Source organism: Tepidicaulis marinus (assembly GCF_000739695.1).
Classification (GTDB): Bacteria; Pseudomonadota; Alphaproteobacteria; order Parvibaculales; family Parvibaculaceae; genus Tepidicaulis; species Tepidicaulis marinus.
Window position 1 is genome coordinate 206,611 of the sequence record NZ_BBIO01000002.1, and the last position, 12,424, is coordinate 219,034.

The window sequence follows — 12,424 nt, forward strand, 5'->3', positions numbered from 1 at the left end:
ACCTCTTCGATCCAGTCTAGATAAGAATACCGCCACCATCATCCCCGCCTGAAGACGGTTTATCTTTAGACGGTTTATCTTTTTTGGATTTGGCGTCCCGTTCCATTACATAGCGCAGCTTGTTGATCGCCACGCGTTCGAGTTCCGCTTGCGGCGCTTTCGACGAGCCGACGATGGAAACTTCCAGCCCCGTTTCCGCATCGATGGCGCAGACCTTCACAAAACCGCCCGACGCGGGATGGACTTCAAGATAAACCTCCCGGCTGCCTCCAGAGGCTTCGCCGGGGCGGCCCTTGCCGCTGCGATCAGGCGGCACGCTTCAAGTTGCGCTGGGTCCAGACCTTGTCCAGCGCATCCACAAGAGCTTCCATCATCTCATCGGTGTGATAAGGCGAGGGCGTGAAGCGCAGCCGCTCCGTGCCGCGCGGCACGGTCGGATAATTGATCGGCTGCACATACATGCCGTAAGTGTCGAGCAATTCGTCCGCGACTTCCTTGCACAGGACCGGGTCCCACACCATCACCGGGACGATATGACTTTCGCACATCAGAACCGGCAGCCCGCGATCCGCCAGCATGCGCTTCAGCTTTGCTGAACGTTCCTGATGCTGGCCGCGAATATTGTTGTCGCGCTTCAAATGCCGCACGCTCGCCAGAACGCCTGCCGCAATGGTGGGCGCCAGCGACGTGGAGAAGATGAAGCCCGGCGCATAGGAGCGCACCACATCCACCAGTACGGAGCTTGCCGCGATATAGCCGCCCATCACGCCGAACCCTTTGGCCAGCGTGCCTTCGATAATATCCACCTTGTCGAGTACCCCGTCCCGCTCGGCAACGCCGCCGCCATGCCGCCCGTAAAGGCCGACCGCATGCACTTCATCGAGATAGGTCAGCGCATTGTATTTGCGCGCGAGATCGCAAATCTCACCGATCGGCGCAATATCGCCATCCATGGAATAAACGGATTCGAAGGCGACGATCTTCGCCTGATTGGGGTCCGCTTGCGAGAGCAGCTCTTCCAGATGGCCGAGATCATTATGCCGCCAAACCCGCTTCGGCCCCTTACCGCGCCGGATACCCTCGATCATCGAGGCATGGTTCATCTCGTCGGAAATGATCAGGCAGTCGCCGAAGACTTTCGAGAGCGTGGCGAGCGTCGCGTCATTGGCGTTGTAGCCGGAGGTGAAAAGCAGCGCCGCTTCCTTCTGGTGCAGCGAGGCCAGCTCTTTTTCCAGTTCGACGTGGTAATGGGTCGTGCCGGCAATGTTGCGGGTGCCGCCGGAGCCGGCGCCGTGCTTGTCGAGCGCATCCTTCATGGCATCGAGCACCACCGGGTGCTGGCCCATGCCCAGATAATCGTTCGAGCACCAGACGACGATATCGCGCTTGCCCTCATCCGTATGCAGCGTGGCGCGCGGAAACGAGCCGCGATGGCGCAGAAGATCGGCAAACACACGGTAGCGCCCTTCCCGCTTGACGGTGTTCAGCGCATCGCAGAGCAAGCCCTCATAATCCATAACGTCGGTCCTCTATGTCGTACTCCGGTCCCGGCCGTTTCCGGCCTGGCCCGCCGCGTGCCCTCAGTTTCCCGCATCCAGATTGAATGGTGCTTAACGCGGGGGCCCGAGGGCGCAGCGGCCGCGGCCATTAAGGCCGCCGGACCTGAGTCTGGCCAGCCGCGAATTGTCGCAGCCGGACAGTCACTTAGCTCTTTTTACTCCCATAGGCCCCGCGCTTCCAGAACCGATTTCAGCACCTCCGGCTCGTCGGTCATCAGCCCGTCCACGCCCAAATCGATCAACCGGTGCATTTCTGCCGGGTCATCGATGGTCCAGACATGGATTTGCAGCCCCAGCGCATGGGCATGATCGACCATCCGCCGGTCGATTAGCCGCAATCCGGACTGGTAAACCGGCAATTGGGCGCAGCCTGCCGCAAAGCCGCCGAGCAAGCCTTTGAACGGGCCGAGAAAGCTTCCAAGTCTCAGCCGCGTTGCGGCGATGGGGCCCATGCTCGTGCACAGCCCCGGGCCGAGCGCCGCGCGCATGGCGGCAAGCCGGGCATCGGAAAATGAGCCGATCCCCACCCGCTCCGTCGCCCGGGCCTCCTTGAGCACGTCGATGAGCGGGGCGACCGCATTATCCGCCTTCGGATCGATATTGATTTTTACAGCCGGAAAAGCGCTCAGAAGATCTGCCATGAGCGGGATCGGTTCTTTGCCTTCCACCTTGGCGCCGCGCACCTCGTCATAGGTCATTTCAGCGATGATACCGGTCTTGTCCGTCACCCGGTCGAGCCTGTCATCGTGAAAGGCAAGCAGCACGCCGTCCTTGGTCGCATGAACATCCGTTTCGATATAACGATAGCCGAGCGAGATCGCATGCTCGAAGGCCGGCATGGTGTTTTCCGGATGCACATTCGCCCCGCCCCGGTGGGCAAAGGCCAAAAGGCCGTTCGATTCAAGATATGGAAATTTCGCTGGCCGCATGCTCCCTCCCTGCCTGGAACCGGCTTAGAAACTAGGCCCGCGCCCTCGCCGCGCCAAGCCGGAAATGAATGGCGGCGCTGCGGCGTCGGATGATGCCTACTCTGTGAGAGAAGTGGTGCGCACGCGTTTGTCGAGGCTGTAAATATCGTCGCGGAAATTCACCACGCCGTCCGCGCTCACCCAGGCGGTCAGATAAAGAAGATAGACCGGCACGGGCTCCCCCAAAGCCACATCCATGCGGTTGCCGGAGGCAACGGTGCTGTCCACCTTGCGCCGGTCCCAGCCCTCTGTCTCCTCAAGCAGCCAGGCAACCAGATCATGCACCTTATCCACCCGCACACAGCCGGAGGAATAAGCGCGCGCATTGCGCCCGAAAAGGCTCTTGGAGGGCGTGTCGTGCAGATAAACGGCATGCGGGTTCGGGAAATGAATTTTCACCGTGCCCAGCGAATTGCGCCGGCTCGGGTCCTGGCGCAGACGCAGACGCTCGGCGGCGGGCGAAGACCAGTCCACATTGTAAGGATTAAGCTCGCGCGGATTGGGCCCGTAATCGGACAGCACGCGGATGCCCATGCGTTTCAGATAGCCCGGATCGCGGATTGCCTTCGGGATAATGTCTTTCTTGGCGATGCTTTGCGGCACGTTCCAATAAGGATTGAAGGCGATGAAGGTGATCTTGCTTTCATATTCCGGCGTCTGCCGGTCGGTCTTGCCGACAATGACGCGGCGGCGCAGCTCGACGCGCCCGTCCGAGACGGCTTCGACTTCCTGGCCTGCAATATTCACGAAAACATAGCGCCGGCCGAGCGTGGCCGATTGCTCGTTGAGGCGTTTCAGGTTGACGGCAAGCTGCTTGATCCGCGTTTCCACCGGCACATTCATGGCGGCAAGCGTGCGCGTGCCGATAATGCCGTCCGGCGTCAGCCCATGGCGGCTTTGAAAGCGGCGCACCGCATCGAAAACGCTCTCATCGTAGACATTGGGATCGCCGCCGGAGGCCGCCAGATCGCCCGTCGCCACCAGCCGCTCCCGGATCAGCGCGAGGCGCGGATCGCGCATGCCTTTTTCGATCTTCTCGCCATTGGGAATGGGCTTCCAGCCGCCCCATTCCTGAATCTGCTCATACATGGACATGGCGCGCAGCAGCGGCCAGAAACCGGCATCACCCAGCGTCGGGATGGTCGAGCGGCTGACCCGGCTCTCCGTTACCTCCGCTTGCGAAGAGGTCGCCCAGGGGTCCACCCATTGCAATTTCCAGGGGTCGAAGGCCTCATTGGCGGCTTTCGCCGGGAGCGAGGCGAACGAGAAAGCTGCGGCGCATAGCAAAATGGCCACGCGCGCGGAAAACCGCGCCGCGCCCTGCCGCTTATGCCCCCAAGCTCCCAGATCCTTCACGATTGCCCACCTTGCCCAAGGAGTTAACGGTCCGTTAACGGGGCGCGGAAGTCAAACCGATTCGGCCTAAATGACCTTAAATGAGACAGAAAGCCTCACTTTCGGCGGTAACCCGCGCCTCTTGGGCTTCACGCAGCAAGGCAGATGCCAAACGCAAAGATTTCAGCCAAACTCCGGACTCACCATGGAAAGCACACCCTTTACCCTGATCGAGCCCCGCCTCATGGCCTCCTGGCCGCTCTACCTTCTGGCGAGCGCCCTGACGGTTGCCGCGCTGATGGCGGCCATCTGGCTGTGGAGCCTGAAGCGGCGCGACGTGAGCATGGTGGACGCCTTCTGGGCACCGGGCTTTGCCGTCATTCTGTGGACGCTGCTAATTCTCACGCGCAACATCACCCCTTTCACTTTGCTGCTGGTTTTCCTGACGAGCTTTTGGGCAATCCGCCTCGGCTTCTATCTGGCCGGACGCTGGCTTGCTCACGGCGAAGAAGACAGGCGCTATGCCGCCATGCGCGCCCATCACGCAGGCCGCTTTGGCCGGGTGAGCCTTTACACGGTTTTCGGCCTGCAAGCCGCGCTCATGTGGCTGATCGCCCTGCCGCTGCAATTGGCCCTTCTCACCGTGCCCAGCCCCCCGCTCGGGCTGTTCGGCATTTTGGGCACCGCGCTCTTTCTCCTCGGCTTCGCGCTCGAGGCGGCAGCGGATGCGCAATTACATGCGTTCAAGGCCAATCCTGAAAACGAGGGAAAGGTGATGGACCGGGGGCTTTGGGGCTGGAGCCGCCATCCGAATTATTTCGGCAATGCGATGCTCTGGTGGGGGCTTTTCCTGCTGGCGGCGGAAACGGAAGCGGCGCGCTGGGCATTCTTCGCGCCGGTGCTCATGACTTTCCTTCTGCTCCGGGTCTCGGGCGTGCGGCTGTTGGAAAAGACCATCGCCAAGCGGCGCCCGGACTATGAAGACTATAAGACCCGTGTAAATGCATTTGTGCCGCTCCCTCCAGGCTGGAGGAAACGGCACAAAATCTCGAACGCCGATAAACGCAGTACTTAGAGGCGGAAGCGGATCTGATCCGTCCAGAAGCGTTCAAGCTTAAACAGTGTCGAGTTCAGCATTTCCAGCTCGTCCATGCGGATATCCGCAACCTGTTCGAGCTGCTGCCAATGGCGGTCGTAGAGCGCTTCCACGACTTCGCGGATTTCGTGGCCCATTTCGGTCAGCTTCACACGCACCGAGCGGCGGTCCTGATCGGAGCGCTGGTGGTTGATGTAACCGGCCTCGACCAGCTTCTTCAAATTGTAGGAGACGTTGGACCCGAGATAGTGGCCGCGCGTGCGCAGTTCGCCCGCCGTCATTTCCTGGTTGCCAATGTTGAAAATCAAGAGCGCTTGGACGCTGTTGATTTCCGTGTTGCCCATCCGGTCCAATTCATCCTTGATCACATCCAGAAGACGGCGGTGAAGCCGCTCTACAAGCGTCAACGATTTGAGATAGACGTCATGGCTTTCGGTGGCCTCATTGCCCGCCGTGGCTTCTGCCGCGTTGCTGCTCATCGAATGCATCATCTAATCCTCAAACTACTTATCCCCGCACACCCCCCTTTTGCACAGATAAGCAGTGCCCGGGACGTACGTCTGCCATGGACAAGAGCTTAAGAGAGCTGGACTAATGAGCCCTTAAAGCAAATGTTCGCATTTTGCCTTTCGCAAAAATTTGCAGCGATTTCTGATATAAATTTCGCAATTCTGCGCGGGCGGCCCGCAAAGACATGCGGCCATGCTTAATACCGGCTAAACAAAGGGCCGCCGCCCGCCCGCAGCTGCCCCAGTTCGGCACAGCAGCGCGGCGCGGGCTTTAATGGAAAACCTTAAAGTTCACCGCGCAGCAATTTGATGATTCCGGAAAAGTCGATGCTGTCCTGCCCCGAGGCTTCGACCATCGCATAAAGCGAGGCGGCCATGGCGCCGAGCGGAGTTGCGGCATGGGCACTCTGCGCGGCCTCCTGCGCAAGGCGCAAATCCTTCAGCATCATCGCCGCGGTGAAGCCGGGCTTGTAATCATTATTGGCGGGCGATGCGGGCACCGGCCCCGGCACCGGGCAGTAAGAGGTCATGGACCAGCACTGGCCGGACGCGGTCGAGGAAATATCGAACAGCGTCTGCGCATCCAGGCCCAGCTTTTCGGCCAGCAAAAATGCCTCGCTCGTGCCGATCATGGAAATGCCGAGCAGCATATTGTTGCAGACCTTGGCAACCTGGCCGTTTCCCGCGGCGCCTGCGTGGAACACATTCTTGCCCATGATGTCGAGCAAGGGCTTGGCCTGATCGAAAGCAGCTTTCTCCCCGCCGACCATGAAGGTGAGCGTGCCGGCCTGCGCCCCGCCGACGCCGCCCGAAACGGGGGCGTCCACCATTTCCATCCCGGCCTCGCGGGCAAGGCCGATCACCTTGCGCGCGGTCGGTACATCGATGGTCGAGGAATCGATGAAGAGCGTGCCTTTCCCGGCTTGGGCCAGAAGCCCGTCCTTGCCGAGATAAACGCTTTCGACATGGGGGCCCGCAGGCAGCATCGTCACCACGGCCTCCGCGCCTTTGGCGGCATCGCCCGCCGTCGCCGCCGCTTTCGCACCCGCCGCCACCAGCGTGTCCACAGCTTCTTTGGAGAGATCGAAGACGGTCAGCTCATGGCCCGCCTTGACCAGATTGAGCGCCATGGGCCCGCCCATATTTCCAAGCCCGATAAAGCCGATCGCCGTCATCTCTTCCTCCCGCTTCCTATTGTTCCGTTTTGCGCGGCCTGACCGGAGCATAACGGTGATTGATAGCCAGCCGCGTCACCTTAAAACGTCAGCTCGTCCGCACCCAGATCCGCGAAATATGCCCGCACCATCTCATCGCTGACACCCTCCAGCGTGGCCGGGTCCCATTTCGGCGCCTGATCCTTGTCGATCACGACCGCCCGCACCCCTTCGTAAAAATCATGCCCCGCCATGAAGCGGTTCGTCAGGCGGAACTCAAGCTGCATAGCGGCGTCGAAATCGAGTTTCGCGCCGGCACGTACCTGTGCAAAGGCAACTTTGGTTGAAAGCGGGCTCTTGGCGCGGATGGTCTTCGCCGTCTCCTGCGCCCAGTCGCTGCCCGCCGCATCGAGGGAGGCGAGAATTTCCTCGACGCTTTCCCCGGCAAAATGCGTGTCAATCGCCGCGCGCACTTCGGCAAGCGGCGCACCTCCTGCAGGTTCGCTGAAACGCGCCACGACCTCGCCCGGCGCCGCATCGCCCTTGGCGAGCGCGGCCTTCAATTCTTCCAGTTTTTCGGACGGCACGAACGCATCGGCAAGGCCGGCATAAAGACAGTCCGCCGCTTTCAGCCGCGCGCCGGTCAGCGCCAGATACATGCCGACCTCACCGGGGCAGCGCGGCAGGAAATAGGTCCCGCCCACATCCGGAAAAAGGCCGATCCCCGTTTCCGGCATCGCAAAAAGCGTGCGCTCGCTCACCACCCGGTGCGCGCCGTGGATGGAAAGGCCGACGCCGCCGCCCATATCGATCCCGTCGATTAGCGCCACATAAGGCTTGGGATATTTTTTGATGAAGCGGTTGAGCCGGTACTCTTCCCGGTAAAAATCAATCTGTGTGCGGTCTTTCGCTTTGCCCCAATCATGCAGCGCGCGAATGTCCCCGCCCGCGCAAAAAGCTTTCTCGCCTGCCCCTTGCACCACAACGCAAGAGACGGCCTCGTCCGCCGCCCAGGCCTCAAGCTGAGGATGCAGCGCGCGCACCATGGCAAGCGTCAGCGCGTTCAGCGCCTTCGGCCGGTTCAGCGTCACAAACCCGGCAGCGCCTTCGCGCTCGAACAGGACTTCTTCCTCACTCATGAGAAGCCTTACTCCTTCAATAGTTCGCGCGCGATGATGACGCGCATGATCTCATTCGTGCCCTCGAGGATCTGATGGACGCGTAGGTCGCGCACATGCCGCTCCAGCGGGTAATCGTTCAGATAGCCATAGCCGCCATGGATCTGCAGCGCCTCGTTCGCCACACGGAAACCCGTGTCCGTAGCAAAACGCTTAGCCATGGCCGCGAACATCGTGGCGTCATGCGTCTTCGCATCCACCTTGACGGCGGCTTGGAGAAGCAGAAGCCGGGCGGCTTCCAGCTCCGTCGCCATATCGGCAAGTTTGAACTGCAAGGCCTGAAAATCGGCAAGCGGGCGGCCGAACTGCTCGCGCTCCTTCATATAGGTACGTGCCGTTTCAAGCGCCCCGCGCGCCGTGCCGAGAGAACAGGCGCCGATATTCAGCCGGCCCCCATCGAGCCCGCTCATGGCGATCTTGAACCCCTGGTCTTCCGCGCCCAGAAGATTGGCCGCGGGCACGCGCGCATCCTCGAAAATCACCTGCCGCGTCGGCTGGCTTTTCCAGCCCATCTTCTTTTCGTCCGCGCCGAAGGAAACGCCCGGCATGTCCTTTTCGATGATCAGGCAGGATATGCCCTTCGCGCCTTCGCCGCCCGTTCGCACCATGCAGACATAAATGTCCGAAACACCGGCGCCGGAAATGAAAGCCTTGCCGCCATTGAGAACGTATTCGTCCCCCTCCTTCACCGCCTTGGTGCGCAGCGAGGCCGCATCCGAGCCCGAGCCCGGCTCCGTCAGGCAGTAGCTTGCGATCTTTTTCATGGAGGTGAGATCGGGCAGGTATTTCTGGCGCTGCTCTTCCGTCCCGTAGGTGTCGATCATCCAGGACGCCATATTATGGATCGAGATGAAAGACGCCGTGGAAGTGCAGCCCCGCGACAGCGCCTCGAAGATCAGCGCCGCATCGAGCCGGGTGAGCGCCGAGCCCCCCACATCCTCGCGCACGTAAATCCCGGCAAAGCCGAGGCCCGCCGCCTCGCGCATCACATCCACGGGAAAATGCGAGGTTCTGTCCCATTCGGCGGCATGGGGGGCCAATTTATCGGCGGCAAATTGCGCCGCCATATCCTGAATGGCGCGCTGCTGTTCATCGAGCTCGAATTGCATGACGATCCTCCCATAACGGGTTCTTGGGCGGGTTCTGAACCGGCCTTGCAGGAAGCCGAGCCCGTTTGCAAAGGGTGATAACGCGGCTTCGAGCGGCATTGCAACCGCCTCTTGACCGGGATATGAGATGCTCCATGACAAAGAACCCGCCATCCTTCGGTTCCCCTGCGTCTTCGGGCGCGGCTTTTCCGGGAACCCGCATGCGCCGGAACCGCAAGGCGGACTGGGCGCGGCGTCTCGTCGCCGAGAACACTCTTTCGGTCAATGATCTGATCTGGCCGCTTTTCCTGCAGGAAGAGCCGGGCCGCAGCCCCATCGCCTCCATGCCGGGGGTAGACCGGCTGGGCATCGGTGAGGCAGTGAAGGCGGCGGAGGAAGCCGCCAAACTCGGCATTCCCGTGATCGCGCTCTTTCCTTACACCGACGGCACAAGCCGGAACGAGACGGGCACGCTGGCGACCGATGAGAACAATCTCGTCTGCCGCACGGTACGGGCCGTCAAAAAGGCCGTGCCGGAGGTCGGTATCCTCTGCGATGTGGCGCTCGATCCTTATACGAGCCACGGTCATGACGGGCTTTTGAAGGACGGCATCATCCTCAACGATGAAACCGTTGAAGTGCTGGTGCGCCAGGCACTGATCCAGGTGGACGCCGGCTGCGACATCATCGCCCCCTCCGACATGATGGACGGGCGCATCGGCGCCATCCGCGCCGCGCTGGAAAGCGCCGGGCACCAGGACACGCAGATCATGGCCTATGCGGCGAAATACGCCTCCGCCTTCTATGGCCCTTTCCGGGACGCCATCGGCTCGACCGCCGCCCTCAAAGGCGACAAGCGCACCTACCAAATGGACGCAGCGAATTCCGACGAAGCGCTGCGCGAAGTCGGCCTCGACATTGCCGAGGGCGCGGACATGGTCATGGTCAAGCCGGGCATGCCCTATCTCGACATCGTGACGAAAGTGAAGCAGGCCTTCGCCGTCCCGACTTTCGCCTATCAGGTGTCCGGCGAATACTCGATGCTGGCCGGAGCCTGCGACCAGGGCTGGCTCGACCGCGAGCGCGTCATCCTGGAAAGCCTGCTCGGTTTCAAACGCGCCGGCGGCGACGGGGTGCTCACCTATTTCGCGAAGGAAGCGGCGGAGCTGCTGCAGCGCTGACGCCCACCTATATCTGCGGCGTGGTGTGAGGCTGCTTGGACCCCGGGTCAAGCCCGGGGTGACATCTGGTGACTGGTGTAAGGCATTGCTCTGCAACTTACTCAGGTTGTCACCCCGGCCCCCGTGCCGGGGTCCACACTGACTATGCGCCAGGTGAGAGTGCGTGAGCGTAGCACACGTCCCTCACGCCGACAGCGTCTCCGCCTCGGCAAGCGGCATGGCCTCTTCAAGCCAATGCGGGCGCCCGTCGACGCGCAGCACCGTGTCGGTGACGAAGCCGTTGAAGCCCGTGGCCAGCGCTAGCGAATATGCGCCCATCAGCCCGACCTCGATCCAGTCGCCTTCCTCGATATCGTCCGGCACGAGGAAAGGCCCGTCCATCACATCAAGACTGTCGCAGGTCGGCCCGAACACGCGGAAGGCTTTCGGCGCGCCGGTCAGCGCCCGCCCGCCCTTGCCGAAAGCGCGGGCCGGCATGACGAAATTGCCGATATTGACCTCCGAGAGACAACCGTAAATCCCCTCATTCACATAAATCGCATCACCTTTCCGAAGATGCACCTGCAAGAGCAGCGAGCAGCCATCGGCGACGAGCGCGCGGCCCGGCTCGCAAAGGAGCGGCAGCGTGATGCCGAGTTCTTTCACGGCAGCGGCGATATCGGCCAGCATCGCTTCAAGATCCACATGCACGCCCGCATAAGGCGCGGGGAAGCCGCCGCCGATGTCGAGGAACTGAAGCGGCACATCCGCCTTTTCCATGATCTCGACGGCGCGTTTCAAAGCGCTGCGATAGGCATCCGGATCGAGACACTGGCTGCCGACATGAAAGGTGAGCCCGGCGCGCATGCCCCGCTCATGGACGATCTTGAGAAGCCGCACGGCTTCTTCCGGCGGTGCGCCGAACTTGCTCGAAAGATTATAGACGGCGCCCTTGCCATCCGTTTCAAAACGCACAGCAACCGTGACATCGCGCCCGGCGATTTCCTCGATCTTGTCGATCTCCACTTCATGATCGACGACGAAATCCGTAATGCCGTAAACATCGGCAGCGGAGTCGATCGCCCCGCGCCCTTTTACCGGGTGATTGAAATAACAATCGGCATCGGGAAGCAGCTCGCGCACCGCCGCGATCTCCGGCAGCGAGGCTGTGTCATAAGAAGTGATGCCGCCTTCGCTGAGCGCTTTCAACACGAAGGGATGGGGATTGCATTTGACCGCATAAAGAACGTCGCCGGAAAAATGCTCGACGAAGAGCCGCGCCTTTTCCCTCAACACCTCCGGCCAGACGATGAACACCGGGTAGGACGGATTGAGCCGCTCGATGATCGAGGCGACGGAGGGAAAGCTGCGGGCTTTCATCGGCGTTTCTCCCGTTCAAGTTCGTTTTATTTTTCAAGGCGCGCGATGAGGCTCGATGTATCCCAGCGCCCGCCGCCCATTTGCTGCACTTCCGAATAAAACTGATCTACAAGAGCTGCGACCGGCAAATGCGAGCCGTTGCGCCGCGCTTCTTCCAGGCAAATCGAAAGGTCCTTGCGCATCCAATCGACCGCGAAGCCGAAATCGAATGTGCCCTCGATCATGGTTTGATAGCGGTTCTCCATCTGCCAGGACTGGGCGGCGCCTTTTGAAATAACGTCGATAACGGCGGCAGGGTCCAGGCCGGCCTGTTTGGCGAAATGAATGCCTTCCGAAAGTCCCTGCACGAGCCCGGCGATACAGATCTGATTGACCATTTTGGTGAGCTGCCCCGCGCCGGGGCCGCCGAGAAGTTTGACCGAGCGGGCATAGGCATCGATCACCGGGGCGGCTTTTTCGAAATCCGCTTCGCCGCCGCCGCACATCACCGTCAGGACCCCGTTTTCCGCCCCGGCTTGGCCGCCGGAAATCGGCGCATCGATGGCGCCGATGCCTTTGGCGATGGCCGCGCCGTAAATTTCCCGGGCGACGATTGCCGAAGCCGTGGTGTGATCGACGAAAATCGCGCCGCTTTTCATACCCTCGAAAGCGCCTTCCGGGCCGAGCGTGACCGCGCGCAGATCATCGTCATTGCCGACGCAGGTGAAAACGAAATCGGCTCCTTCCGCCGCCCGCGCCGGGCTCGGGGCATTCTTGCCGCCGAATGCCTTGCTCCAAGCCTCAGCTTTTGCGCCGGTGCGGTTATAGACCGTGACCGTGTGCCCGGCCTTTTGCAGATGGCCAGCCATGGGATAGCCCATCACGCCAAGCCCGATAAACGCCGCCTTTACACCCATCAGATCCTCACTATTTCTCATCTGTCATGGCGGCGTCCCATTTTGCCGTGGGACTTATCCCCGCCTTTTGCGGCCATGGTATAGAGGGAGCGGGCAAAAAC

At 61.3% G+C, this 12,424-nt stretch carries 12 protein-coding genes; 2 read left to right on the forward strand and 10 right to left on the reverse strand.

Going from position 1 to position 12,424, the window contains the following annotated elements:
- Window positions 1–16 precede the first annotated feature (16 nt).
- From M2A_RS03115 to M2A_RS03130, 4 genes are all read right to left on the reverse strand, one after another.
- On the reverse strand, window positions 17–316 hold the full coding sequence (locus tag M2A_RS03115) for a DUF6898 family protein (RefSeq protein WP_045442801.1): 300 nt from the start codon (window positions 314–316) through the stop codon (window positions 17–19).
- Complete coding sequence (hemA, locus tag M2A_RS03120; protein ID WP_045442803.1) at window positions 306–1,517, reverse strand: 5-aminolevulinate synthase; 1,212 nt, start codon at window positions 1,515–1,517, stop codon at window positions 306–308. Before hemA ends, M2A_RS03115 begins: the two co-directional genes overlap by 11 nt.
- 197 nt (window positions 1,518–1,714) lie before the next feature.
- Window positions 1,715–2,488, reverse strand: a complete 774-nt coding sequence (locus tag M2A_RS03125) for a glycerophosphodiester phosphodiesterase family protein (RefSeq protein ID WP_045442805.1) — start codon at window positions 2,486–2,488, stop codon at window positions 1,715–1,717.
- Between the two features lie 96 nt (window positions 2,489–2,584).
- A complete protein-coding gene (locus tag M2A_RS03130; protein WP_081875349.1) occupies window positions 2,585–3,883 on the reverse strand; it encodes a L,D-transpeptidase family protein in 1,299 nt (432 codons plus the stop codon).
- Window positions 3,884–4,067: 184 nt separating this feature from the next.
- Between M2A_RS03130 and M2A_RS03135 the strand changes: the two genes are divergently transcribed.
- Window positions 4,068–4,937 carry a DUF1295 domain-containing protein gene (locus tag M2A_RS03135; protein WP_197052819.1) on the forward strand — a complete coding sequence of 290 codons (870 nt, stop codon included), beginning with the start codon at window positions 4,068–4,070 and terminating at the stop codon, window positions 4,935–4,937.
- Here M2A_RS03135 and ldtR read toward each other — a convergent pair.
- From ldtR to M2A_RS03155, 4 genes are all read right to left on the reverse strand, one after another.
- Window positions 4,934–5,446: a transcriptional regulator LdtR gene (gene ldtR, locus M2A_RS03140; RefSeq protein WP_439645649.1), complete on the reverse strand. Its 513-nt coding sequence runs from the start codon at window positions 5,444–5,446 to the stop codon at window positions 4,934–4,936. The genes M2A_RS03135 and ldtR overlap by 4 nt on opposite strands.
- A 305-nt stretch (window positions 5,447–5,751) precedes the next feature.
- The gene (mmsB, locus tag M2A_RS03145) at window positions 5,752–6,642 is read right to left on the reverse strand and encodes a 3-hydroxyisobutyrate dehydrogenase (RefSeq protein ID WP_045442807.1); all 891 of its coding nucleotides are present in this window, start codon (window positions 6,640–6,642) and stop codon (window positions 5,752–5,754) included.
- An 80-nt stretch (window positions 6,643–6,722) separates the two neighbouring features.
- On the reverse strand, window positions 6,723–7,760 hold the full coding sequence (locus tag M2A_RS03150; RefSeq protein ID WP_045442808.1) for an enoyl-CoA hydratase/isomerase family protein: 1,038 nt from the start codon (window positions 7,758–7,760) through the stop codon (window positions 6,723–6,725).
- Between the two features lie 8 nt (window positions 7,761–7,768).
- Window positions 7,769–8,908 (reverse strand): acyl-CoA dehydrogenase family protein, encoded by a 1,140-nt coding sequence (locus tag M2A_RS03155; RefSeq protein ID WP_045442810.1) that lies wholly within the window; start codon window positions 8,906–8,908, stop codon window positions 7,769–7,771.
- Window positions 8,909–9,108: 200 nt separating this feature from the next.
- Here M2A_RS03155 and hemB point away from each other — a divergent pair, with 200 nt between their 5' ends.
- Window positions 9,109–10,068: a porphobilinogen synthase gene (gene hemB / locus M2A_RS03160; protein WP_500797410.1), complete on the forward strand. Its 960-nt coding sequence runs from the start codon at window positions 9,109–9,111 to the stop codon at window positions 10,066–10,068.
- 183 nt (window positions 10,069–10,251) lie between these two features.
- On the opposite strand, the gene M2A_RS03165 is transcribed toward hemB, so the two are convergent.
- Window positions 10,252–11,427, reverse strand: coding sequence for a type III PLP-dependent enzyme (locus M2A_RS03165; protein ID WP_052379160.1), 1,176 nt, complete (start codon window positions 11,425–11,427; stop codon window positions 10,252–10,254).
- A gap of 26 nt (window positions 11,428–11,453) precedes the next feature.
- Window positions 11,454–12,323, reverse strand: coding sequence for an NAD(P)-dependent oxidoreductase (locus M2A_RS03170; RefSeq protein ID WP_045442813.1), 870 nt, complete (start codon window positions 12,321–12,323; stop codon window positions 11,454–11,456).
- Window positions 12,324–12,424 lie beyond the last annotated feature (101 nt).

Excerpts from the sequence above, each read along its gene's own strand:
- M2A_RS03125 (WP_045442805.1), bottom strand. The coding sequence starts at position 2,488 with ATGCGGCCAGCGAAATTTCCATATCTTGAATCGAACGGCCTTTTGGCC.
- ldtR (WP_439645649.1), bottom strand. The coding sequence starts at position 5,446 with ATGCATTCGATGAGCAGCAACGCGGCAGAAGCCACGGCGGGCAATGAG.
- hemB (WP_500797410.1), top strand. The coding sequence starts at position 9,109 with ATGCGCCGGAACCGCAAGGCGGACTGGGCGCGGCGTCTCGTCGCCGAG.
- M2A_RS03135 (WP_197052819.1), top strand. The coding sequence starts at position 4,068 with ATGGAAAGCACACCCTTTACCCTGATCGAGCCCCGCCTCATGGCCTCC.
- M2A_RS03170 (WP_045442813.1), bottom strand. The coding sequence starts at position 12,323 with ATGGGTGTAAAGGCGGCGTTTATCGGGCTTGGCGTGATGGGCTATCCC.
- M2A_RS03155 (WP_045442810.1), bottom strand. The coding sequence starts at position 8,908 with ATGCAATTCGAGCTCGATGAACAGCAGCGCGCCATTCAGGATATGGCG.
- hemA (WP_045442803.1), bottom strand. The coding sequence starts at position 1,517 with ATGGATTATGAGGGCTTGCTCTGCGATGCGCTGAACACCGTCAAGCGG.
- M2A_RS03165 (WP_052379160.1), bottom strand. The coding sequence starts at position 11,427 with ATGAAAGCCCGCAGCTTTCCCTCCGTCGCCTCGATCATCGAGCGGCTC.
- mmsB (WP_045442807.1), bottom strand. The coding sequence starts at position 6,642 with ATGACGGCGATCGGCTTTATCGGGCTTGGAAATATGGGCGGGCCCATG.
- M2A_RS03150 (WP_045442808.1), bottom strand. The coding sequence starts at position 7,760 with ATGAGTGAGGAAGAAGTCCTGTTCGAGCGCGAAGGCGCTGCCGGGTTT.